Genomic DNA, 23240 nt, shown 5'->3' with positions numbered 1-23240 from the left:
GAATCTGACCATTCTAGTCGCGCCCCCATGGCCTCGCAAGCGATGACACCTCGTCACAGCGACTCCCGCCAGCGGTAGAGCAGGTCGAGTGCCTGGCGCGGCGTCAGCTCGTCCAGGGCCAGGCCGCCGAGCTCCTCCACCAGAGGGTGGGGGGCGCTGGCGAAGAGGTCGCTCTGCTGTGGCTGGGGAGCGCCACTGGTGATGCTCGTCGCGGGGCGGCTGCCCTGGTCGACCTCCTGCTGCTCCAGCTGGGCCAGTTTCTCCCGAGCTCGGGTGATCACGCCCTGGGGTACGCCGGCCAGCTGGGCCACCTGCAGGCCGTAGCTCTGGTTGGCCGGACCCTCCTCCACCCGGTGCATGAAGACGATGCCATCCTTATGCTCGGCCGCCGTCAGGTGGACGTTGGCCACGCCCTCGGCCTGCTCGGGCAGGGCGGTCATCTCGAAGTAGTGGGTAGCGAACAGCGTGAAGGCGCGGGTGCGCGTCAGGTGCTCGGCGCTGGCCCAGGCGAGCGACAGGCCGTCGAAGGTGCTGGTGCCACGGCCGATCTCGTCCATCAGCACCAGGCTGTGGTCGGTGGCGTTGTGCAGGATATTGGCGGTCTCGGTCATCTCCACCATGAAGGTGGATCGCCCACCGGCCAGGTCATCCGAGGAGCCGATGCGGGTGAAGATGCGGTCCACCGGGCCGATCTCGGCCTCATCGGCCGGCACGAAGCTGCCGGTATGTGCAAGCAGCACGATCAGCGCCGCCTGGCGCATGTAGGTGGACTTGCCCCCCATGTTGGGTCCGGTGATCACCAGCATGCGCCGGTCGTCGCCCATGATCAGATCGTTGGGCACGAAGGGGGCATCGGAGACCTGTTCCACCACCGGGTGGCGTCCGCCGTGGATGGCGATGCCCGGCGCCTCGCCCAGCCGCGGTCGGGTGAAGTCCAGCGCCAGGGCGCGCTCGGCGAAGGCGCACAGCACGTCGAGGGAGGCCAGCGCCCGGCCGCTGGCCTGCAGGGCGTCGAGCTCGGCGTTGAGGGTGTCGAGCAGGCCGTCGTAGAGCAGCTTCTCGCGGGCCAGGGCACGGGATTTCGCCGACAGGGCCTTGTCCTCGAACGCCTTGAGCTCGGGGATGATGAAGCGCTCGGCGTTCTTCAGGGTCTGGCGTCGTACATAGTCCGCCGGGGCGTCTCTGGCCTGGGCGCGAGGGATCTCGATGTAGTAGCCGTGCACCCGGTTGTAGCCCACCTTGAGGTTGGGCAGGCCGGAGCGCTCTCGCTCGCGGGCCTCCAGCTTCACCAGGTAGTCGCCGGCGTGTTCGGCCAGCCCTCGGTATTCATCGAGTTCGTTGTCGAAGCCTGCGGCGATCACTCCGCCCTCGCGGATAACCACCGGTGGGTTCTCCATAAGGGCTCGGGTCAGGGTGTCGGCGAGCGCCGGGTAGGGGCGGATATGGCGCCTGAGCTCGTCCAGGGAGGTGCCTTCGGCATAGCCGGCCAGCTCGCGCTCGAGCTCCGGCAGGGCGTTGAAGGCGTCGCGCAGCCGGGCCAGGTCGCGCGGTCGAGCGCTGTAGAGGGCGACCCTGGCCAGGATGCGCTCCACGTCACCAATCGCCTTGAGCGACTCGCGCAGCGCAAAAAAGCCCTCGGTGTCCAGCAACAGGCCCACGGCAGCCTGACGGGCCGCGACCTGCTCGCGGTTGCGTAGCGGTCGGTTGAGCCAGCGCTTGAGCAGCCGCGAGCCCATGGCGGTGGCGGTGGTGTCGAGCACGCTGGCCAGGGTGTTGTCGCCGGTGCCGCCCAGGTTGATGTCGATCTCCAGGTTGCGGCGGCTGGCGGCATCAATGACCACGGCGTCGTCGCGGCTCTCCACGCCGATGGCGGTGACGTGGGGCAGGCCCGAGCGCTGGGTATCCCGGGCGTATTCGATCAGCACGCCGGCCGCGGTGAGGGCGGCGCTGAGGTGGGCGCAGCCGAAGCCGCGCAGGTCCTGGACCTGGAACTGGTCGCACAGCAGGCGGGTGGCGCTCTCCAGGTCGAACAGCCAGTCACCCTGGCGGCGCAGGCCGCGCCTGCCCTCGAGGGCAGGCGGCAGGCTCTGGCTCTCGGCCACCAGCAGCTCGGCGGGGTCGAGACGCTGAAGCTCGGCCAGCATCTCGCCTTCTCCCTCCACCTCCAGCACGCTGAAGCGGCCGCTGGAGAGTTCGAGCCAGGCCAGGCCGACCCGTTCGCCGGTGGCGTGCACGGCCACCAGCAGGTTGTCGCGGCGGGCGTCGAGCAGCGCCTCGTCGTAGAGGGTGCCGGGGGTGACGATGCGGACCACGCGGCGATCCACCGGGCCCTTGCTGGTGGCCGGGTCGCCGACCTGCTCGCAGATCGCCACCGACTCGCCGGCGGCCACCAGGCGCGCGAGATACCCCTCGGCGCTGTGGTAGGGAACGCCGGCCATGGGGATCGGCTTGCCGGCGGACTGGCCGCGCTGGGTCAGGGTGATGTCGAGCAGTGCGGCGGCACGTTTTGCGTCGTCGAAGAACAGCTCGTAGAAGTCGCCCATGCGGTAGAAGAGCAGCACGTCGGGGTGGTCGCGCTTGATCTTCAGATACTGGGCCATCATCGGCGTGTGCTGGGGACTGCTGGCCTGTGACATCGGGGATCCTGTTCGTGCTCTGCACTTGCGGGCAAAAGCCAGTATTCTACCGTCCAGGCATCGGCTCCGTCAGGAGCGATTGCAGATGATTCAGGAGGCCATCCCATGTCCCGTTCCGCCGCCAGCCTTGCCAACCTCGACCTCATCACCCTGGCCGAGCGCCTGGGTCGGCTCTGTCGTGAGCAGGGCGTGACGATCACCTGCGCCGAATCGTGCACCGGGGGCGGGGTAGCCAGTGCCATCACCGCGGTGGCCGGTAGCTCCGACTGGTTCGAGACCGGCTTCGTGACCTACTCCAACGCCGCCAAGAGCCGCCTGCTGGGCGTGCCCGAGGCGCTGCTCGAGGCCTTTGGTGCGGTGAGTCGTGAAGTAGTGGAGGCCATGGTGGCCGGCGCCTGCCGCGACAGCGGCGCCGGCCTCGGCGTGGCGATCAGCGGCGTGGCCGGCCCGGGCGGTGGCAGCGCCGAGAAGCCGGTGGGCACCGTATGGTTCGCCTGGGGCGATGCCGAAGACGCCAGGGCCGAGTGCCACCGCTACCCCGGCGACCGTCGCGCCGTGCGTGAGCAGGCGGTGCGCGAGGCGCTGGTGGGGTTGATTCGTTGCCTCGAGGCCCGCTGAGACCGGCCCGATATCCGGCCGGAATTTGCGCTGGTCCTGTCCGCCCTTTTTCGCCATACTACTGTCCAGTCATACAGTATTTCGACACCCCCGTTCAGGAGATCCGACATGGCTCAGGATGACAACCGCTCCAAGGCGCTCAGCGCCGCGCTTTCCCAGATCGAGCGCCAGTTCGGCAAAGGCACCGTGATGCGCCTCGGCGATGCGCCGCGGGTGGTCATGCCGTCGGTCTCCACCGGCTCGCTGGGGCTCGACATCGCGCTGGGCATCGGTGGCCTGCCGCTGGGCCGGGTGGTCGAGATCTTCGGCCCGGAGTCCTCCGGCAAGACCACCTTGTCCCTGTCGGTGATCGCCCAGGCGCAGAAGCAGGGCAAGACCTGCGCCTTCATCGACGCCGAGCACGCCCTGGACCCGAGCTATGCCGAGAAACTCGGCGTCAACCTGGATGACCTGCTGGTCTCCCAGCCCGATAACGGCGAGCAGGCCCTGGAGATCTGCGACATGCTGGTGCGCTCCGGCGGCGTCGACGTGATCGTCATCGACTCGGTCGCGGCGCTGACGCCGCGGGCCGAGATCGAGGGCGAGATGGGCGACTCCCACGTCGGCCTGCAGGCGCGTCTGATGTCCCAGGCGCTGCGCAAGATCACCGGTAATATCAAGAACGCCAACTGCATGGTGGTCTTCATCAACCAGATCCGCATGAAGATCGGCGTGATGTTCGGCAGCCCCGAGACCACCACCGGCGGCAACGCCCTGAAGTTCTATGCCAGTGTGCGCCTGGACATTCGCCGCACCGGCTCGGTGAAGCAGGGCGACGAGGTCACCGGCAACGAGACACGCGTCAAGGTGGTCAAGAACAAGGTGGCCCCGCCGTTCCGCCAGGCCGAGTTTCAGATCCTCTACGGCAAGGGCATCTACCATGCCGGCGAGGTGATCGACCTGGGCGTGCAGTGCAAGCTGGTCGACAAGGCCGGTGCCTGGTACAGCTATCAGGGCAACAAGATCGGCCAGGGCAAGGCCAACGCCGCTCAGTTCCTCGAGGACAACCCGGCCATCATGGAAGAGATCGAGAGCCAGATCCGCGCTCAGCTACTCGCCCCGGTGGAGCCGAAGAAGGAGGAGGCCAAGGAAGCGGTACCCGCCGAGAGCGACCGCGACGACGATCTGCTCTAATCCATGAGCGGTAAGGCCCCAGGCGAATCCACGCCCCGTGATGACGCCATCCGCCTGCTGGCTCGGCGCGAGTATTCCCGCGCCGAGCTGACAAACCGGCTCTCGGCGAAGGGGCATGTGCCGGACGCCATCGCCGAGTGCCTCGACGCCCTGGTCGAACAGGGTCTGCAGTCCGATGCGCGTTTCACCGAGAGCTTCCTGCGCTCGCGCATCCTGCGTGGCCAGGGGCCGCTGAAGATCCATCAGGAGCTATCCCGACGCGGTATCGAGCGCGAGCTGATTCGCACCGCCCTGGCGGAAGCGCAGCGGGAAGAGCAGGGCGGGGCCGACTGGTTCGTGCTGGCCTGCGAGACCCTCGCCCGGCGCTTCTCCGGCCCGGGCGACACTCCCCGCGAGCGCGCCCGGCGCGAGCGATTCCTGGCCGGTCGCGGCTTCGACTTCGACCAGGTGCGCCACGCCCTGGCGCACGCCTGGGACGACCCCTCTGCTCAGGAATGACGCGGAGCGCCTCTACAGTCCCTTGACAGCTGCGCTATAATGGCTCCCTTTGCGAACGCCCCGGGTGGCACCCCGCGGTACCGCGATGCGCTCTCATCACGCGTGTCGCGGTGCCCGTCTCGAGCCAGCGTCGCCCGCCGGGTCACCCCGTTCATCGCCACGGATACCCCATGAAAAGCGCAGATATCAGACAGGCCTTTCTGAGTTACTTCGAGGAGCACGGTCATACCGTCGTGCCCTCCAGCTCCCTGGTACCGGACAACGACCCGACCCTGCTGTTCACCAACGCCGGCATGGTGCCCTTCAAGGACGTCTTCCTGGGCCGTGACCCGCGCTCCTACGTGCGGGCGGCCTCGTCCCAGCGCTGCGTGCGCGCCGGCGGCAAGCACAACGATCTGGATAACGTGGGCTACACCGCCCGCCATCACACCTTCTTCGAGATGCTGGGCAACTTCAGCTTCGGCGACTACTTCAAGCGCGACGCCATTCGCTTCGCCTGGACCTTCCTCACCGAGACCCTGGGCCTGCCGAAGGAAAAACTGTGGGTCACGGTGCACGTCAGCGACGACGAGGCCGAGGCGATCTGGAAGGAGGAGATGGGCATCGACCCCGAGCGCTTCTCGAAGCTCGACGAGGACAACTTCTGGCAGATGGGCGACACCGGCCCCTGCGGCCCGAGCTCCGAGATCTTCTATGATCATGGCCCCGAGGTGTGGGGCGGGCCGCCCGGAAGCCCCGAGGAGGACGGCGACCGCTATATCGAGATCTGGAACCTGGTGTTCATGCAGTTCGACCGTGACGCGGCGGGCACCCTCAATCCGCTGCCCAAGCCCTCCATCGATACCGGCATGGGTCTGGAGCGCATTGCCGCGGTGATGCAGGGCGTGCACTCCAACTACGAGATCGACCTGTTCCAGAACCTGCTGGCCTCGGCGGCTCGCCATACCGGCCATGAGGATACCCGCAACCCCTCGCTGCGGGTGATCGCCGACCATATCCGCTCCTGCGCCTTCCTGATCGCCGACGGCGTGCTGCCCTCCAACGAGGGGCGCGGCTACGTGCTGCGCCGGATCATCCGCCGCGCCATTCGCCATGGCCACAAGCTGGGCGCCCAGGGCGACTTCTTCCACAAGCTGGTGGGGGCGCTGGACGTCGAGATGGGTGACGCCTACCCCGAGCTGCGCGAGGCGCGTCACCAGATCGAGCGCGTCCTGCTCAAGGAAGAGGAGCAGTTTGCCCGCACCCTGGAGCACGGCATGGGCCTGCTCGAGGAGGCCCTGGCCGGGCTCGAGGGCGAAACCCTGCCCGGCGAGACGGTCTTCAAGCTCTATGACACTTACGGCTTCCCCTATGACCTGACCGCCGATGTCTGCCGCGAGCGCGGCGTGAGCCTCGACGAGGCCGGCTTCGAGCGCGAGCTCGAGGTCCAGCGCGAGCGCGCCCGGGCGGCCAGCCAGTTCGGCGCCGACTACGGTGCGGCGTTGGACCTCGAGGGCGAGACCGCCTTCACCGGCTACGATCGCCTGGAAGACAGCGCCACCGTCACCGCCATCGTCGACCGCGAGGGCAACCCCCTGGCCGGCCTGGCACCGGAGCAGCGTGGCCTGGTGGTGCTCGACCGCACCCCCTTCTACGCCGAGTCCGGTGGTCAAGTGGGCGACTCCGGCTACCTGCACCTGTCTGACGGCAGCCGCTTCCTGGTCACCGATACCCAGAAGCAGTCCGGCCATCACCTGCACCACGGCGTGCTGCTGGAGGGCGAGCTCGCCGTGGGTGCCGAGGTGCGCCCGGAGGTCAACGCCGAGCTGCGAGGCGCCACCATCCGCAACCACTCCGCCACCCACCTGATGCACAAGGCGCTGCGCCTGGTGCTGGGTGATCACGTGGCCCAGAAGGGCTCACTGGTGACCCCGGATCGCCTGCGCTTCGACTTCAGCCACTTCGAGTCGATGACCCCGGAGCAGCTGGCCGAGGTGGAGCGTCTGGTCAATGAGCAGATCCTGGCCAACTCGCCGACGAGGATCGAGCAGATGACCCTCGATCAGGCCAAGGCCAAGGGGGCGGCGGCGCTGTTCGAGGCCAAGTACGCCGACAGCGTGCGGGTGCTGACCATCGGCGCCGACGACTTCTCCATCGAGCTGTGCGGCGGTACCCACGTGGCGCGCAGCGGCGACATCGGCTGCTTCCATATCGTCAGCGAGGCGGGCATCGCCTCGGGCGTGCGCCGCATCGAGGCGATCACCGGCGAGGGTGCTCTGGCATACTTCCGCGAGCAGGAGGCCCGTCTCACCCGAATCGGCGAGCGCCTCAAGGCGAAGCCGGAGCAGGTCGAGGAGCGCGTCGAGTCGCTGGCCGAGCGCAACCGCACCCTGGAAAAGGAGCTTGAGCGCCTGAAGGCCAAGCTGGCCAGCGCCGCTGGCAGCGATATGCTCAGCCAGGCCACCGAGGTCGACGGCATCAAGGTGCTGGCCACCCGCCTGGAGGGGGTCTCCGGAAAGGAGCTGCGTAACGTTCTGGACCAGCTCAAGAACAAGCTGGGATCGGGTATCATCGTACTGGGCGTGGCAGACAAGGAGGCCGGGAAGGTCAGCCTGATCGCCGGGGTCACCGACGATCTCACCGGACGCGTCAAGGCCGGCGAACTGGTCAACCACGTGGCCTCTCAGGTGGGCGGCAAGGGCGGCGGTCGTGCCGACATGGCACAGGCCGGGGGCAGCGACGTTGCCGCCCTGCGGGGGGCTCTCGAGAGCGTGCCGGCCTGGGTCGAGGCACGCCTCCAGTAACAATCGGCAGGGCCGGTGACCGCAGGGTCCCGGCCCTGTCTGCATGGGTTCACCTTTCACTCATCCGAGCGCCTCTGGCTCTCGACTCACGAGGGAAAATCGGCATATGGCACTATACGTACAGAAATTCGGCGGCACCTCGGTGGGCTCCGTGGAGCGCATCAAGGCCGTGGCCGAGAAGGTCAAGGGCTTCCGCGACAACGGTCACCAGATCGTGGTCGTGGTTTCGGCCATGAGCGGCGAGACCAACCGCCTGATCGGCATGGCCAACGAGATCAACGACGAGCCGACGCCGCGCGAGATGGACATGCTGGTCTCCACCGGCGAGCAGGTCACCATCTCGCTGCTGGCCATGGCGCTGCACAAGCTGGGCGTGGCGGCCACGTCCTACACGGGCTCCCAGGTGGGTATCCTCACCGACAGTTCCCACACCAAGGCGCGCATCCAGCGCATCGAGACCGACGAGATCCAGGAAGATCTGGACGATGGCAAGGTGGTGGTGGTCGCCGGCTTCCAGGGCGTGGATGAGGAGGGCAACATCACCACCCTCGGTCGCGGCGGCTCCGACACCACTGGCGTGGCCCTGGCCGCGGCCCTGAAGGCCGACGAGTGCCAGATCTACACCGATGTCGATGGTGTCTACACCACCGACCCCCGTGTGGTCTCCCGGGCCAAGCGTCTGGATACCATCACCGTCGAGGAGATGCTGGAACTGGCGAGCCTGGGCTCCAAGGTCCTGCAGATCCGCGCCGTCGAATTTGCCGGCAAGTACAATGTTGCGCTGCGCGTGCTGTCCAGCTTCGAGGATGGCCCCGGCACCCTGATCGTTGCTGACTCCGACCAAGACGAGGACTCCATGGAAGAACCGCTGATCTCCGGTATCGCCTTCACCGCCAACGAAGCCAAGCTGACCCTTCTCAACACTCCCGATGTTCCCGGCGTGGCCTCGCGTATCCTCGGCCCGATCGCCGATGCCAACATCGAAGTGGACATGATCGTCCAGAACGTGGCGCCGGCCGGTGACTACACCGATTTCACCTTCACCGTTGCCAAGGGCGACTTCAAGCAGACCATGCGCATCATCCAGGATCAGGTGATCCCCGACCTGGGCGGCGGCGAACTGCGCGGTGACGACAACATCGCCAAGGTCTCCCTGGTGGGTGTCGGTATGCGCTCCCACGCCGGCGTAGCGTCCAAGATGTTCCGCGTGCTGGCCGACGAGAACATCAATATTCGCATGGTCTCCACCTCCGAGATCAAGATCTCCGTGGTGATCGACGAGAAGCAGATGGAACTCGCCGTGCGCGCCCTGCACAAGGCTTTCGGCCTCGACAAGAGCGACATAGAGAGCGAATAAGGGTGCCCCGAGCGGCTGACACCTTCTACGCTGACAGGGGAGCCCGTGACGGGGCTTCCCTTCAACGGGGAGGTCCGGTGTCATCGGCTGCCGAATTGGTCACGGACGATGCCGTGCCACATAATGGCTCGGTGCACTTCCCGCGGCGAACATCCCGTTGCTGCCGAGTTTCAGAACAAGCCTGAGAAGGAGATCAGCCATGCTCATCCTGACCCGCCGAGTCGGCGAGACCCTGATGATCGGAGACGACATCACCGTGACGGTGCTGGGCGTCAAGGGGAATCAGGTCCGGATTGGTGTCAATGCCCCCAAGGACGTCGCCGTTCACCGCGAGGAGATCTATCAGCGGATTCAACGTGAAAAGGGCGAGGAGGCCGCCTCCGGCCACGACGACTGATGCCCCCGGCACGTTCGTCCTCATCGTGCAGCCGCAAGGCCGTGTCATGAAAAAAGAGGCGAGTGCAGCTGGACAAACTGCTTCAGAATCGGTACGATATGCGCCGTGTCGATAGGGAGAGGTGGCCGAGTGGCTGAAGGCGCTCCCCTGCTAAGGGAGTATGGGGTTTATAGCCTCATCGAGGGTTCGAATCCCTCCCTCTCCGCCATGACGGCAAGACTCCGGTCTCGCAATGATGGACGACACGACTGAAGACCGGGCGCCCGTAGCTCAGCTGGATAGAGTACCTGACTACGAATCAGGGGGTCGGAGGTTCGAATCCTCCCGGGCGCGCCACTTCAGATCAGCTTCGCGTGATGGCGATCACGTTAATCATCGCACCACGCGCCCGTAGCTCAGCTGGATAGAGTACCTGACTACGAATCAGGGGGTCGGAGGTTCGAATCCTCCCGGGCGCGCCAGATTCGGACCCGCCCTCTCTGGAGGGCGGGTCCTCTGCTTTTGCAGAGCTATCTCATCGCTTTTCTGCTAGCCGGAGTCTCCTGACCTCGTGCGTGACTCCGCGATCGTTTGAGGCGCCGTCGCCATTGCGACGTGCGCCTCTTTTTTATGCCGCAAGCTCGGTGAGCAATTTATCCAGGTTGTTGATGCGCTTGAGTCGCTCGAAGCGGTGGGCCGCTTCGGGGTCCCGGGCGCGCATATGATTGAGCCACTGCTTGACCAGTGACGTGACCACACGCTCGGGAAGTGTGCTACGCTGCGTTGCAGCAAAATCGCGCAGGATGGTTGCGCGCGCCGCCCAGGACGTTTGAGGCAAGCGTTCCCCGGTAAGTTGCCAGTGGCGGATACGCGGGGCCAGCCAGGGGTCGGCCAGGGCGCCACGGCCGATCATCACGTCGCGGCAGCCCGAAAGGGTGCGGGCACGCCAGTAGTCCTCGAGGCTCCAGATGTCACCGTTGGCGACGACCGGAATCGACAGGCGAGCGCGGATGCGCCCGATCCACTCCCAGTGGGCGGGGGGGCGATAGCCCTCGTTGCGGGTACGGCCGTGCACTACCAGCTGGCGGGCGCCACCGGCCTCGGCTGCCAGAGCGCAGCTCAGGGCCAGGCGGCGGTCGGCGAAGCCGAGGCGGAGCTTTGCGGTGACCGGGATGGCATGGCCCACAGCCTCGTTGACCGCAGCTACCGCTGCGCGTACGCGCGCCGGGTCGCGCAGCAGGGAGGCGCCTCCGTCGTGGCGGTTGACCAGCTTGGCGGGACAGCCGAAGTTGAGATCCAGGCTGGTGGCCCCGAGGCTCAGCGCCTGGTGGGCGTTGGCGGCCAGCGCCCCCGTGTCGGATCCGAGAAGCTGCAGGTGAACCGGTATGCCGCCGGGGGTCGCGACGTCGGGACGCAGCAGCTCGGGGCAGTGCTTGTGGAAGACGCGCGGCGGCAGGCGGGCGTCGACGACGCGGACAAACTCGGTGACCGTCCAGTCGAAGCCCGGCTGGCGGGTCAGCAGGTCCCGGGTGTGGGCGTCGATGACGCCTTCCATCGGTGCGAGGCCGAGCCGCCCCGGCGGCTCTTGTAGTAAATTAACAACGCTGACTTCCACTATGACACCATTGCAATTTGTCGACAATCTGGCAGGTTATAGCACCAGAAAAATTGCGCAAGGCGCCATGTTGTTGAGTGATCGCTGCATGGTGGCTGAAGATCACACGGAGGCACTGTATGCAGGATTTCGAGCTGCTGGAGGAGGGCCTGGCCCTGATGGCCCTCGGCATGGGCTTCGTTTTTGTTTTTCTTACCGTTCTGGTGATCGTGACCACCCTGATGTCGCTGGTGCTCCGTCGCTTCGCCCCCGAGCCGCCAGCACCCGCCGCCACGCCCGCCCGCTCCCCGGCGTCCGCTCGCCAGGATGACGAGCTGATGGCGGTGATCGGTGCCGCCCTGCATCGCTATCGCCAGCGCCATCGTCGCTGACGCGCCCCTTTCTTCCACCTTACCCCTATCCCCAAAAATACAAGGTCACTTTCATGACTGACAACGCTCGCCCGCTCGGTATCACCGACGTCGTCCTGCGTGACGCCCACCAGTCGCTGTTCGCCACCCGCCTACGCCTCGATGACATGCTGCCCATCGCCGAGAAGCTCGACCGCGTCGGCTTCTGGTCGCTCGAATCCTGGGGTGGGGCCACCTTCGACGCCTGTATCCGCTACCTGGGCGAGGATCCCTGGGAGCGGATACGGGCGTTGAAGGCGGCCATGCCCAATACCCCCCAGCAGATGCTGCTGCGCGGCCAGAACCTGCTCGGCTACCGCCACTACGGCGACGACGTGGTCGACCGGTTCGTCGAGCGCGCCAAGACCAACGGCGTCGATGTGTTCCGCGTCTTCGATGCGATGAACGACCCGCGCAACCTGGAGCGCGCCATCCAGGCGGTGCGCAACGTCGAGGGCCACGCCCAGGGCACCCTCTCCTACACGGTGAGCCCGGTGCACACCCTGGACGGCTGGGTCGAGCTCGGCAAGACCATCGCCGCCATGGGCGCCGACTCCCTGTGCATCAAGGACATGGCCGGCCTGCTCAAACCCTATGACGCCTTTGAGCTGGTCAGCAAGCTCAAGGCCGCGGTGGACATCCCCATCCATATGCAGTGCCATGCCACCACCGGGATGTCCACCGCCACCGCCCTCAAGGCCGCCGAGGCGGGCATCGACAACGTCGACACCGCTATCTCCTCGATGTCGATGACCTACGGCCACAGCCCCACCGAGTCGGTGGTGGCCATCCTCCAGGGCACCGAGCGCGACACCGGCCTGGACCTCGAGCTGCTCGAGGAGATCGCCGCCTACTTCCGCGAGGTGCGCAAGAAGTACGCGGCCTTCGAGGGCTCGCTGAAGGGCATCGACTCGCGCATCCTGATCGCCCAGGTGCCGGGCGGCATGCTCACCAACATGGAGGGCCAGCTCAAGGAGCAGGGCGCCGGCGACAAGCTCGACGACGTGCTTAAAGAAATTCCCAGGGTACGGGAAGATCTGGGCTTTATCCCGCTGGTCACCCCCACCTCGCAGATCGTCGGCACTCAGGCGGTGATGAACGTGATGATGGGCAGCCGCTACCAGTCGATCTCCAAGGAGGTCCAGGCGCTGCTCAAGGGCGAGTATGGCGCCGCGCCGGCGCCCTTCAACAAGGAGCTGCAGGCCCGCGTGCTGGAGGGCGGTGAGCCGATCACCTGTCGACCCGCCGACCGGCTCGAGCCCGAGATGGACACCCTCGCCGCCGAGCTCAAGGCCAAGGCCAAGGCCGACGGCATCCGCCTGGCCGAGGGCGAGCGCGAGATCGACGACGTGCTCACCTATGCGCTGTTCCCGCAGATCGGCCTGAAGTTTCTCAAGCACCGCGACAACCCGGACGCCTTCGAGCCGGTGCCCCAGGCGCCGGGCAAGGACGAGGGCAGCGCCAACCTGCCGGCGAAGGCGTCGACCCAGGTGCCGGCCCCCCAGGGTGCGGCATCCGCCGGCCCCGAGACCTATACCGTCACCGTCAACGGCAAGGCCTACGTGGTCGAGGTCGCCGAGGGCGGCGAGATCGCCGACGTCCAGGCCCAGGGCGGTGGGTCCCAGCCGGCGGCTGCCGCCGAGGCCCCGGCCGCCACCGGCGAGGTCATCAGCGCCCCGCTGGCCGGCAACATCTTCAAGGTCAACGTGCGCCCGGGTGATGCGGTCAAGGACGGCGACGTGGTGATCATCCTCGAGGCCATGAAGATGGAGACCGAAGTTCGCGCCGCGAGCGCCGGTACCGTCTCTGCGGTCAAGGTCGGCGAGGGCGACAGCGTCGCCGTCGGTGACGTCCTCATCGAGCTCTGAGGGCCCTGATCATGGAAAATCTGCTGACACTCTGGGAGGGCTCGGGCGCCTACAACCTGACCCTCGGCCAGACGGTGATGATCGCGGTGGGCCTGGTACTGCTCTACCTGGCCATCGCCAAGAAATTCGAGCCGCTGCTGCTGGTCCCGATCGGCTTCGGCGGGATACTCGCCAACATCCCCGAGGCGGGCCTGGCGATCTCGGCGCTGGACCAGGCCATCGAGGTGGCGCGCCCCGCGGTGCTCCAGCAGATGGCCTCGGCGCTGGGGGCGACCCTGGACCCGCTGGCCGGCCAGGAGGCGTGGCGGGCCACCCTCAAGGCGCTGGTCGACAACGGCGCCTCGCCGGACCAGCTGCGCGCCGCCAAGGACGTGGCGATGAACGTCGGCTACGGTGACGGCCTGCTCTATACCTTCTATGCGATGGCCGTGGCGTCGGGGGTCGCGCCGCTGATCATCTTCATGGGCGTGGGCGCGATGACCGACTTCGGGCCGCTGCTGGCCAATCCGCGCACCCTCTTCCTGGGTGCCGCCGCGCAGTTCGGCATCTTCGCGACCCTGTTCGGGGCGGTGGGCCTGTCGGCGATGGGCTGGATGGACTTCACCCTGGAGCAGGCCGCCGCCATCGGCATCATCGGCGGTGCCGACGGGCCCACCTCGATCTACGTGTCGAGCATGCTGGCCCCGGAGCTGTTGGGGGCGATCGCCGTGGCCGCCTACGCCTACATGGCGCTGGTGCCGATGATCCAGCCGCCGATCATGCGGCTGCTGACCAGCAAGAAGGAGCGCGAGATCACCATGACCCAGCTGCGCCCAGTGTCGAAGCTCGAGAAGATCGTCTTCCCGCTGGCCCTGCTGGTGCTGGTGGCGCTGTTCCTGCCGGATGCCGCGCCGCTGCTGGGGATGTTCTGCTTCGGCAACCTGATGCGCGAGTGTGGCGTGGTCGAGCGGCTGACCGACACCGCCCAGAATGCCCTGATCAATATCGTCACCATCGTGCTGGGCCTGGCCGTGGGCTCCAAGCTGATGGCCGAGAGCTTCCTGGCCCTGGAGACGCTCGGCATCATGGCGCTGGGCATGGTGGCCTTCGCCATCGGCACCGCCGCCGGCATCCTCATGGCCAAGCTGATGAACGTGATGAGCAAGATGCCGATCAACCCGCTGATCGGTGCCGCCGGGGTCTCCGCGGTGCCGATGGCAGCCAGGGTGGCCAACAAGGTCGGCCTGGAGTCCAACCCGCACAACTTCCTGCTGATGCACGCCATGGGGCCCAATGTGGCCGGCGTGATCGGCTCGGCGGTGGCCGCGGGGGTGATGATCAAGTACCTGGCCTGAGGCTCACGAGTACCTCATGCAAACGGCGCCCTGCGGGGCGCCGTTTGCATAGGAGTGTGTGCTCAGCAGGGCGTTACTCGTCGAGCAGTGTCAGCCGCCCGCGCAGCCGCGACTCGAGTTCGCTGAGGTCGACGGGGCTATCGCTGGGCCAGCCCACGGTCAGCACGACGCCGTCGGCGGCGTAGTCGGCGGCCTCCACGGGGGTGGCCTGGCTGGCCAGCCAGCTGCGGGCCTCGGCCTCGCCGGCGAAGGCGACCTGCAGCCGAACCGGTATGCGCTCGATCACCTGGCGACGCGGCAGGCACGCCAGGCCTTGGGCCACGGCCTGGGCGTAGGCGCGGGCCAGTCCGCCGGTGCCCAGCTTGATGCCGCCGAAGTAGCGGGTCACCACGCAGCCGACCTGGCCTAGCCTCGAACCCTCCAGCACACGGTACATGGGCCGCCCGGCGGTGCCGCCGGGTTCGCCGTCGTCGGAGAAGCCGATGGCGGCCTGCTCGCCAGGCGGACCGGCAATGAACGCGGTGCAGTGATGGCTGGCATTGGGGTGGCGGCGCCGGGCCTCGGCCAGCATTGCCTCGAAGGCGGCCACGTCGCGGGCGTGGCACAGCCAGGTGATGAAGCGGCTCTTATCCACCTCCAGTTCGCTCTCCTGCCACTCACTGGGGGGAAGGTCGGGGATGGCATAGCGCATCAGGCGGCCAGCTCCTCCTGGCGCACCACGCCCATCACCAGCCCCAGCACCTGGATGTCGCTGTTCTTCAGGTATATCGGCGCCATACGCTCGTTGGCGGGCTGCAGGCGCACCCCGGACTTTTCGATGTAGAGTTTCTTCAGGGTGACCTCCTGATTGTTGATCATCACCACGGCGGTCTCGCCGTTTTCGGCGCTCTCCTGACGTTCGATGATGATCACATCTCCGTCGAAGATGTTGCAATCGATCATGGAGTTGCCGCGTACCCGCAGGGCGTAGGTGTTGCGGCGCACCATGCGTCCGGGGACCTGGATGCTGGCGCTGTCCAGGCAGGCCTCGATGGGCAGCCCAGCCGAGACACTGCCGAGCAGCGGTACCTCGACCAGGTGCTCGTCGGCTGCGTCCGGTCCATCCAGGGGAGTCCAGGCCTCGGCCAGGGGAAGGTTGGGGCGGCGAAGAAGGAACTGAGTGTTGACCTCGGGCATGGCGTGGGTCTCCTGTCGTCAGCCTCACTGGCTGAATACTGTTGAAATATACAGTACCTGGAAAGCATAGCAGGGGTGGCCGATCACGCAAGGGAAGACCATCGTCGGAATGCTTGACTCGGGTCAACCGCGACCGGCTGACGCAGCCGCGAATCTGGCAGGAAAACCGCTTTCCGTGTAGAGTCTCGAGCCAAATTACCCATCCCGGAGTGTGCCTTGACCCTGAGCCTGCAAGCCCGAAAGCTGGCCTGCGAACGGGATGATCGCTGGCTCTTCGAGGATCTCGATCTGGATATCCGCGCGGGAGAGATTGTCCGCATCGAGGGCCCCAACGGCAGCGGCAAGACCACGCTGCTCAAGATCCTCTCCGGCCAGCTGGCCGACTACCGGGGCGAGCTGTTCTGGAACGGAATGTCGATGCGTGACTCTCGCCAGGCCTTCCTCGAGAGCCTGCTCTACCTGGGCCACGCCCCGGGGGTGAAGGGGGCCCTGACGCCGCTGGAGAACCTGACCTGGTACCAGGCCCTGGCCGGTGAGCGCGACAATGAGGCGGCACGCCTGGCGGCGCTGGAGTCGGTGGGGCTGGTGGGCTTCGAGGACGTGCCGGCCGCGCAGCTCTCGGCGGGTCAGCAACGCCGCGTGGCGCTGGCTCGGCTGGAGCTGACGCCGCGGCCTCTCTGGGTGCTGGATGAGCCCTTTACCGCCATCGATCGTGACGGCGTGGCGGCGCTGGAAGAGCGGCTGATCGTGCATGCTCGCGCCGGCGGCTGTGTGCTGGTCACCACCCATCATGAGCTCAGGGCCACCGACGAGCTGCGCCGCGTGCACCTGGGTATGGGTAGAGGAGGGCAGCCCCATGGCGGGCTCTGAGACTCAGCTGACCGCCGGGGATGGCCACGGCGTGTCGCGGCGGGAACCTGGCGGCGGCCTGGCGGTCGCACTCTGGGCGACCCTCAGGCGAGACCTGACGCTGCTGATGCGCCGGCGCAGCGAGGTGCTCAATCCCCTGGTGTTCTTTGCGCTGGTGATCACCCTGTTTCCGATCGGTATCTCGCCGGATCCGCAGCTGCTCGCCACCATTGCGCCGGGCCTGCTGTGGGTGGCGGCGTTGCTCGCGGCGCTGCTCTCACTGGACAGCCTGTTTCGCGGGGATTATGACGACGGCTCACTCGAGCAGCTGCTGCTGACGCCGCAGCCGCTGCCGATGCTGGCGCTGGCCAAGGTGGCGGTTCACTGGCTGCTGACCGGCCTGCCCCTGGCGCTGATGGCACCGGTACTGGGTATCATGCTGTCGCTGCCCGCCGGCAGCTACCTGGTGCTGGCGCTCTCGCTGGTGCTGGGTACGGCCAGCCTGAGTCTGATCGGCGCCATCGGCGCGGCGCTCACCGTGGGACTCTCTCGGGGGGGGGTGCTGCTGTCGCTGCTGGTGTTGCCGCTATATATACCGGTACTGATCTTCGGCGCTGGCGCGGTGCAAGCGGGTATTATCGGCGATGGGGCGGCGGCCCACCTGGCCATTCTGGGCGCCCTGCTGGCCCTGGCGCTGATGTTGGCGCCCTGGGCCATCGCGGCATCGCTGCGTATCAGTATCAACGGTTGAGAGGTGGAGAGGCATGTGGGCCTTTATTAACAAGCTGCGTTCCCCCAAGTGGTTCTACGCCATCAGCGCCAGACTGCAGCCTTTCTTCTGGGTCGCCGCAGCCACGCTGATCCTGGTCGGCGCCGTCTGGGGCCTGGCCTTTGCCCCTGCCGACTACCAGCAGGGCAATAGCTTTCGCATCATCTACGTCCACGTGCCGGCGGCCTTCCTGGCCCAGTCGATCTTCGTCTCCATGGCGGTGGCCGGGCTGGTCTACATGGTCTGGAAGATCAAGGTGGCCGACATGGCGGCGGCCATGATGGCGCCGCTGGGCGCGGCCATGACCTTCGTATCGCTGTTCTCCGGTGCGGTGTGGGGCGTGCCCACCTGGGGCACCTGGTGGATGTGGGATGCACGCCTCACCTCGATGTTGATCCTGCTGTTCCTCTACCTGGGCGTGATTGCCCTTCGCAGCGCCTTCACGAGCCGCGACAGCGCCTCCCGGGCCGCCTCGGTGCTGGCCATGGTGGGGGTCATCAACATCCCGATCATCAAGTACTCGGTGGACTGGTGGTACACCCTGCATCAGCCGGCCACCTTTACCATTACCGGACGCGCCGCCATGCCCATGGAAATGTGGGCGCCGCTGCTGATCATGGTGCTGGGCTTCTATAGTTTCTTCATTGCCCTGACCCTGATGCGCACCCGCAGCGAGATCCTGCGCCGCGAGTCCAACAAGCGCTGGGTGCGTGACCTGGCCGGGGAGAAGCGCTGATGGCCTTCGAGTCCTTCAACGAATTCATTGCCATGGGGGGGCATGCTCCCTACGTCTGGGCCGCTTGGGGGGTGACCGGCACGCTGCTGGTGGCAGTTGTCCTGCACGCTCGCGCCGAGCGCCGCCAATTACTGCGTAATCTGCAGCGCCGGGTGCGGCGCGAGGATCGCCAGGGCGCCAACCAGGGCGAAATGGCTGGAGTTTCACATCAAACGGGTGGTGATCGTCATGACACTTAGTCTGACACCGAAGCGCAAGCAGAAACTGTATGTGATCCTTGGGTTGGTCGCACTGGCGGCCATCGCCGTGGGGCTGACCCTCTACGCCCTGCGGGCCAACATCAACCTCTTCTTCAGTCCAGTGCAGATTGCCGCAGGCGAGGCGCCCATCGAACGCCAGATTCGCGCCGGCGGCATGGTCAGGGAGGGCACGGTGGTGCGCAACCCTGACAGCCTCGACGTGGAGTTCACCGTGACCGATTACGTCGACGACCTGCGCGTCCACTACAGTGGCATCCTGCCCGACCTGTTCCGTGAAGGACAGGGGGTGGTGGTGGTCGGCCAGCTGCAGCACGACGGCTATCTCAAGGCCGATCAGGTGCTGGCCCGCCACGATGAGAACTACATGCCGCCGGAAGTGGCCCAGGCCCTGGAGGACGCCGGCTACAAGCCCGAGGACTTCCAGCAGAAGGCCGCCGATGTCGCCAAGCGTCTGGAAGCCGAAGAAGGTGCCGGTGCTGAAAACGGTGCCGGCGCCACCAGCAGCTCGTACTGACCAGGAGTGCCCATGCTGACCCAGATGATTCCCGAGATCGGCCATTACGCCCTGGTGATCGCACTGTTGCTGGCGGCGGTTCAGGCGGTGATGCCCCTGGCCGGTGCGGCGACCCGTCGCCCGCTGTGGATGGCCTATGCCCGCCCCATGGCGTCAGGTCAGTTCCTGTTCGTGGCCATTGCCTATGCCTGCCTGACCGCCAGCTACATGCTGGACGACTTCAGCGTGGTCAACGTGGCCAACAACTCCAATTCCATGCTGCCCTGGTACTACAAGTTCAGCGCCGTGTGGGGTAACCATGAAGGCTCGGTACTGCTGTGGAGCCTGATGCTGGCCGGCTGGGGCTATTTTGCGTCGCGCTTCTCCCGCGAGCTGCCCAGGGACATGGTCGCCCGGGTGATGGGCGTGATGGGTCTGGTCTGCGTGGGCTTCCTGCTCTTCATTCTGGTCACCTCCAACCCCTTCGAGCGGATCCTGCCCCACGTGCCGGCGGACGGCGCGGATCTCAACCCGCTGCTCCAGGACATCGGCCTGATCCTGCACCCGCCGATGCTCTACATGGGCTACGTGGGCTTTTCGGTGGTCTTCGCCTTCGCCATTGCCGCGCTGCTGGGCGGTCGCCTGGATGCCGCCTGGGCGCGCTGGGCGCGCCCCTGGACCAATCTCGCCTGGGCCTGCCTCACCGTGGGCATCGCCCTGGGCAGCTGGTGGGCCTACTACGAACTCGGCTGGGGTGGCTGGTGGTTCTGGGATCCGGTGGAGAACGCCTCCCTGCTGCCCTGGCTGACCGGCACGGCGCTGATGCACTCCCTGGCGGTCACCGAGAAGCGCGGCGCCTTCAAGAGCTGGACCCTGCTGCTGGCCATCACCACCTTCTCTTTGTCGCTGCTGGGCACCTTCCTGGTGCGCTCCGGGGTGCTGACTTCGGTACACGCCTTCGCCAACGACCCGTCCCGAGGCTTCTTCATCCTGATACTGCTGGGCATCACCGTGGGCCTGTCGCTGCTGATCTTCGCCCTGCGTGCGCCGCGGGTCAGCCACAAGGTGGGGTTTGGCTGGCTCTCCCGTGACGCCCTGCTGCTGATCAACAACCTCATGCTGGTGATCATGACGGTCACCGTCCTGATGGGGACCGTCTATCCGCTGCTGCTCGATGCCCTGGATCTCGGCAAGATCAGCGTCGGCCCCCCCTACTTCAATGCGCTGTTCGTACCGCTGACGCTCATCATGTCCGTGTTCATGGGCCTGGGCCCGATCTCCCGCTGGAAGGACACCGCCCCGAGCCTGCTGGTCCGGCGGCTGTGGCTGGCCGCCGTCGTGGCCGTGGTGCTCGGCGCGGCGCTGCCGCTGATCTTTGCCGAGCGCTGGAGCGCGCCGGTGGCCATCGGCTTGATCGCGGCGCTGTGGATCGTGCTGCCCATGCTGCGCGACCTCTACGACAAGATCCGCCGCGCCAGCTCCATCGGCGCGGGTCTGAAGAAGCTGTCTCTGGCCTACTGGGGCATGCAGCTGGGTCACCTCGGGGTGGCGGTGACCATCGTCGGCGTGGCCGTCGTCTCCAACTACAACATCGAGCGCAATGTGCGCATGGGGCCGGGCGACAGCGTCCAGGTCGCGGGCTACACCTTCACCATGACCGAGCTCACCGACCGCCGCGGCCCCAACTTCCTGGCCGACCGCGCGGTGATCGAGGTGCAGCGTGGTGACCGCCAGCGAAGCTTCACCATGAACCCGGAGAAGCGCCTCTATCTGGCCACCGGTATGCCGATGACCCAGGTGGCGCTGCGCCCCGGCCTGTTCCGTGACCTCTACGTGGCCATGGGCGAGGACCTGGGCGATGGCAGCTGGGCCATGCGGGTACAGTACAAGCCTTTCGTGCGCTGGCTGTGGCTCGGCGCCTTGCTGATGTCCATCGGCGGTATACTCGCCGTGGCCGACAAGCGCTACCGTCGCATGGCCACCGCGCCGGATCCCGAGGAGGCCGTGCTCAAGGCCGCCGCCGGCGATCGCGGGCGGGAGGCGACCGCATGAAGCGTCGCCTGCTGCTGCTGCTGCCGCTGATCGGCTTCCTGGCGCTGTCGCTGTTCCTCTACCAGGGACTGTCGCTGAACCCCTTCCACCGGGAGTCGGCGCTGATGGCGCGGGACTTCCCGGCGTTCGATCTTGCCACCCTGGAGGACGCCGAGCGCCGGGTGGATCGCTCGCTGCTCGCCGGCGGCGAGCTGACGCTAGTCAACGTCTGGGGGGAGTGGTGCCCGGAGTGCAAGCGCGAGATGCCGCAGCTGCTCGACCTGGCCCATCGCCACGACATCCGCATGGTCGGCATCAGCTGGAAGGACACCCGCGAGAAGGGCCTCGGCTTCCTCGAGGAGTTCGGCAATCCCTTCGAGATCAATATCTTCGACCCGGACAACGAGCTGGGCTTCGAGCTGGGCGTGTTTGGTGCGCCGGAGTCCTTCCTGGTAGATGGAGACGGGGTGATTCGCTATCACCACGTGGGCTATATCTCACCGGGCGAGGTGCGTGAAAAGATCCTGCCGGAGGTGGAAAGATGGCGCTGATGCGAACCCTGATCACGACGCTCACCCTGCTGCTGGTGGCCGGCCTCGCCCAGGCAGGCGGCATAGAGCTGCGCGAGTTCGACGACCCGGTGCTGGAGCAGCGCTACCGGAGCCTGACGGCCTCGCTGCGCTGCCCCACCTGCGAGAACCAGGCGATCAATGACTCCGCTGCGCCGGTCTCCGGCGACATGCGCGACCGCGTCTACCTGCTGCTGCAGGATGGCCGCGCGGACATCGAAATCCGCGACCATATGGTGCAGCGCTTCGGCGACTACGTGCTCTACAACCCGCGGCTGGAGGGACGCACCTTCCTGCTGTGGGGGCTGCCGGCCGGCCTGGTGCTGCTCGCCGCCCTCCTGGTGGTCCTGATCGTGAGGTCCCGACGGAATGCCTCCGCGACGGCACTCTCTGCCGAGGAGCGCGCCCGACTGCAAGCCCTGATCAACCGCGAGAGAACCGAATGACCCTGTTATGGATTGCCTTCGCCGTCCTGCTGCTGCCGGCACTCTGGCTGCTGATTGCCCCGCTGCGCCGGGCGCGTGCCGTGCATGACGCCCAGCGCGACCACGAGACCAACGACCGCACCGCCGAGCAGAACGTGGCGATCTTCCAGCGCCGCCTGGCGTCGCTGGAGGCGGCGCTGGAGCGCGGTGACATCGACCAGGCCCGCTTCGAGGAGAGTCGCCTGGAACTGGAGCGCGGCCTGCTCGAGGATACCGAGAGCCTCAAGCGCGCCCCCCTCAAGGCCTCCGCCTCCGGCCGCCTGGCCGTGCCGGTGGTGATGGTGCTGGTGGTGGCGGTCAGCGTGCTCTGGTACCAGCGTGAGGGGGCCGAGGGCGACCTGACCCTGCTGGCGCTGCAGCAAGAGGTGCAGAACCACCCCGATGGCTCCATCGAGATGCTGATCGAGCGCCTCGAGGGGCAGGCCTTGCGCCAGCCCGACAATCCCAATGTCTGGGCCTCGCTGTTTCCGCTCTACCGTGACATGGGCCAGGGGCGCGAGGCGATCCACGCCCTGGAGCGGCTGATCGAGATCGAGGGGCAACAGCCATCGCTGCTCGGCAACCTGGCACAGATCGAGTTCTTCGTGGCCGACCGCCAATTGACCCCGCGGGTGCAGGCGCTGGTGGACGAGACCCTGGCGCTGGACTCCAGCCAGCCCACCGTGCTCGGCGTTCTGGGCATCGCGGCGTTCGACCGCAGCGACTACGAGGCGGCCATCGACCACTGGCGGCGCGCCATCGCCGGCATGAGCGATCCGGCGTCAGGCGAGGCGCTGCGCGAGGGCATTCGCATTGCCCAGGAGCGCCTGGGAATGGCGCCCGAGGCCCAGGAGCCGATCATGGGCGAGGGCCAGGGGCCGGGGATTCGCGTGCGGGTGAGCCTGGATGAGGCCCTCAACGGCCGGCTGGGCGACGACGCCACGGTGTTCGTGGTGGCCCGCGACTTGGAGGGCGAGCTGCCGCCGCTGGCCGTGGCTCGCTTCCGGGCCAGCGACCTGCCCGTGGAGGTGGTGCTCGACGAGCGCAGTGCCATGTCCCCGGAGACGAGCCTGGCCCAGGTGCGCGAGGTGCGGCTGATGGTGCGGGTCTCGGCCAGCGGCGACGCCACCCCCCAGGCTGGCGACCTGTTCGGCGGCACGGAAGGGGTGCCGGTGGGCGCTACTGACGGTGAGCCTGTCGAGGTGGTGGTTGACCGTGTCTTCGACTAGCCCTGGCGGATAGCCGC

At 67.0% G+C, this 23240-nt stretch carries 22 protein-coding genes and 3 tRNA genes; 21 read left to right on the top strand and 4 right to left on the bottom strand.

Annotated features, from left to right (window positions below):
* Positions 1 to 53: 53 nt before the first annotated feature.
* Positions 54 to 2636: a DNA mismatch repair protein MutS gene (gene mutS / locus ACM26W_RS16785; RefSeq protein ID WP_416138116.1), complete on the bottom strand. Its 2583-nt coding sequence runs from the start codon at positions 2634 to 2636 to the stop codon at positions 54 to 56.
* A 105-nt stretch (positions 2637 to 2741) separates the two neighbouring features.
* Between mutS and ACM26W_RS16780 the strand changes: the two genes are divergently transcribed.
* The 9 genes from ACM26W_RS16780 to ACM26W_RS16740 all read left to right on the top strand — a co-directional run bounded on the left by ACM26W_RS16780 (position 2742) and on the right by ACM26W_RS16740 (position 9923).
* Entirely contained in the window at positions 2742 to 3254 is a 513-nt protein-coding gene (locus ACM26W_RS16780) for a CinA family protein (RefSeq protein WP_416138115.1), read from the top strand.
* 108 nt (positions 3255 to 3362) lie between these two features.
* Positions 3363 to 4427: a recombinase RecA gene (recA, locus tag ACM26W_RS16775; protein WP_416138114.1), complete on the top strand. Its 1065-nt coding sequence runs from the start codon at positions 3363 to 3365 to the stop codon at positions 4425 to 4427.
* A 3-nt stretch (positions 4428 to 4430) separates the two neighbouring features.
* Complete coding sequence (locus tag ACM26W_RS16770; protein WP_416138113.1) at positions 4431 to 4925, top strand: regulatory protein RecX; 495 nt, start codon at positions 4431 to 4433, stop codon at positions 4923 to 4925.
* Between the two features lie 170 nt (positions 4926 to 5095).
* The gene (gene alaS, locus ACM26W_RS16765) at positions 5096 to 7708 is read left to right on the top strand and encodes an alanine--tRNA ligase (RefSeq protein ID WP_416138112.1); all 2613 of its coding nucleotides are present in this window, start codon (positions 5096 to 5098) and stop codon (positions 7706 to 7708) included.
* Between the two features lie 106 nt (positions 7709 to 7814).
* Positions 7815 to 9065 (top strand): aspartate kinase, encoded by a 1251-nt coding sequence (locus tag ACM26W_RS16760; RefSeq protein ID WP_416138111.1) that lies wholly within the window; start codon positions 7815 to 7817, stop codon positions 9063 to 9065.
* 199 nt (positions 9066 to 9264) lie between these two features.
* Positions 9265 to 9462, top strand: coding sequence for a carbon storage regulator CsrA (gene csrA / locus ACM26W_RS16755; RefSeq protein ID WP_119023335.1), 198 nt, complete (start codon positions 9265 to 9267; stop codon positions 9460 to 9462).
* Positions 9463 to 9577: 115 nt separating this feature from the next.
* Positions 9578 to 9670: transfer RNA gene (locus tag ACM26W_RS16750), tRNA-Ser, on the top strand.
* 51 nt (positions 9671 to 9721) lie between these two features.
* Positions 9722 to 9798: transfer RNA gene (locus ACM26W_RS16745), tRNA-Arg, on the top strand.
* 48 nt (positions 9799 to 9846) lie between these two features.
* Positions 9847 to 9923 (top strand) — tRNA-Arg (locus ACM26W_RS16740).
* A gap of 146 nt (positions 9924 to 10069) precedes the next feature.
* Here ACM26W_RS16740 and ACM26W_RS16735 read toward each other — a convergent pair.
* Positions 10070 to 10996: a tRNA dihydrouridine synthase gene (locus ACM26W_RS16735; RefSeq protein WP_416138110.1), complete on the bottom strand. Its 927-nt coding sequence runs from the start codon at positions 10994 to 10996 to the stop codon at positions 10070 to 10072.
* Between the two features lie 179 nt (positions 10997 to 11175).
* Here ACM26W_RS16735 and ACM26W_RS16730 point away from each other — a divergent pair, with 179 nt between their 5' ends.
* From ACM26W_RS16730 to ACM26W_RS16720, 3 genes are read left to right on the top strand one after another with little or no spacing between them, the layout of a single operon-like run.
* On the top strand, positions 11176 to 11427 hold the full coding sequence (locus ACM26W_RS16730) for an OadG family protein (RefSeq protein WP_416138109.1): 252 nt from the start codon (positions 11176 to 11178) through the stop codon (positions 11425 to 11427).
* A gap of 53 nt (positions 11428 to 11480) precedes the next feature.
* The gene (gene oadA, locus ACM26W_RS16725) at positions 11481 to 13313 is read left to right on the top strand and encodes a sodium-extruding oxaloacetate decarboxylase subunit alpha (protein WP_416138108.1); all 1833 of its coding nucleotides are present in this window, start codon (positions 11481 to 11483) and stop codon (positions 13311 to 13313) included.
* A gap of 11 nt (positions 13314 to 13324) precedes the next feature.
* A complete protein-coding gene (locus ACM26W_RS16720) occupies positions 13325 to 14647 on the top strand; it encodes a sodium ion-translocating decarboxylase subunit beta (RefSeq protein ID WP_416138107.1) in 1323 nt (440 codons plus the stop codon).
* A 73-nt stretch (positions 14648 to 14720) separates the two neighbouring features.
* On the opposite strand, the gene ACM26W_RS16715 is transcribed toward ACM26W_RS16720, so the two are convergent.
* Both ACM26W_RS16715 and ACM26W_RS16710 read right to left on the bottom strand, forming a co-directional pair.
* Positions 14721 to 15338: an IMPACT family protein gene (locus ACM26W_RS16715; protein WP_416138106.1), complete on the bottom strand. Its 618-nt coding sequence runs from the start codon at positions 15336 to 15338 to the stop codon at positions 14721 to 14723.
* The gene (locus ACM26W_RS16710; protein ID WP_416138105.1) at positions 15338 to 15823 is read right to left on the bottom strand and encodes a LexA family protein; all 486 of its coding nucleotides are present in this window, start codon (positions 15821 to 15823) and stop codon (positions 15338 to 15340) included. Before ACM26W_RS16710 ends, ACM26W_RS16715 begins: the two co-directional genes overlap by 1 nt.
* A 216-nt stretch (positions 15824 to 16039) precedes the next feature.
* On the opposite strand from ACM26W_RS16710, the gene ccmA reads away from it, so the two are divergent.
* Genes ccmA through ccmI form a run of 9 tightly spaced genes read left to right on the top strand, consistent with a single transcriptional unit; the run spans position 16040 to position 23223 of the window.
* Positions 16040 to 16693 carry a cytochrome c biogenesis heme-transporting ATPase CcmA gene (ccmA, locus tag ACM26W_RS16705; RefSeq protein ID WP_416138104.1) on the top strand — a complete coding sequence of 218 codons (654 nt, stop codon included), beginning with the start codon at positions 16040 to 16042 and terminating at the stop codon, positions 16691 to 16693.
* Positions 16680 to 17423 carry a heme exporter protein CcmB gene (ccmB, locus tag ACM26W_RS16700; RefSeq protein WP_416138103.1) on the top strand — a complete coding sequence of 248 codons (744 nt, stop codon included), beginning with the start codon at positions 16680 to 16682 and terminating at the stop codon, positions 17421 to 17423. Before ccmA ends, ccmB begins: the two co-directional genes overlap by 14 nt.
* A 13-nt stretch (positions 17424 to 17436) precedes the next feature.
* Entirely contained in the window at positions 17437 to 18177 is a 741-nt protein-coding gene (locus tag ACM26W_RS16695; RefSeq protein ID WP_416138102.1) for a heme ABC transporter permease, read from the top strand.
* A complete protein-coding gene (gene ccmD, locus ACM26W_RS16690) occupies positions 18177 to 18416 on the top strand; it encodes a heme exporter protein CcmD (protein ID WP_416138101.1) in 240 nt (79 codons plus the stop codon). The genes ACM26W_RS16695 and ccmD overlap by 1 nt, the downstream gene beginning before the upstream one ends.
* 1 nt (position 18417) lies before the next feature.
* On the top strand, positions 18418 to 18951 hold the full coding sequence (ccmE, locus tag ACM26W_RS16685; protein ID WP_416140914.1) for a cytochrome c maturation protein CcmE: 534 nt from the start codon (positions 18418 to 18420) through the stop codon (positions 18949 to 18951).
* Between the two features lie 12 nt (positions 18952 to 18963).
* On the top strand, positions 18964 to 20982 hold the full coding sequence (locus ACM26W_RS16680; RefSeq protein WP_416138100.1) for a heme lyase CcmF/NrfE family subunit: 2019 nt from the start codon (positions 18964 to 18966) through the stop codon (positions 20980 to 20982).
* Entirely contained in the window at positions 20979 to 21512 is a 534-nt protein-coding gene (locus ACM26W_RS16675) for a DsbE family thiol:disulfide interchange protein (RefSeq protein WP_416138099.1), read from the top strand. The genes ACM26W_RS16680 and ACM26W_RS16675 overlap by 4 nt, the downstream gene beginning before the upstream one ends.
* On the top strand, positions 21503 to 21976 hold the full coding sequence (locus ACM26W_RS16670) for a cytochrome c-type biogenesis protein (RefSeq protein WP_416138098.1): 474 nt from the start codon (positions 21503 to 21505) through the stop codon (positions 21974 to 21976). Before ACM26W_RS16675 ends, ACM26W_RS16670 begins: the two co-directional genes overlap by 10 nt.
* Positions 21973 to 23223, top strand: coding sequence for a c-type cytochrome biogenesis protein CcmI (ccmI, locus tag ACM26W_RS16665; protein WP_416138097.1), 1251 nt, complete (start codon positions 21973 to 21975; stop codon positions 23221 to 23223). The genes ACM26W_RS16670 and ccmI overlap by 4 nt, the downstream gene beginning before the upstream one ends.
* The last annotated feature ends 17 nt before the right edge of the window (positions 23224 to 23240 follow it).

The sequence above is a fragment of the Halomonas sp. HK25 genome (genome assembly GCF_047795635.1).
GTDB lineage: Bacteria > Pseudomonadota > Gammaproteobacteria > Pseudomonadales > Halomonadaceae > Halomonas.
Note: the sequence above shows the minus strand (reverse complement) of the source record. Positions and strands in the feature narration are given on the sequence as shown.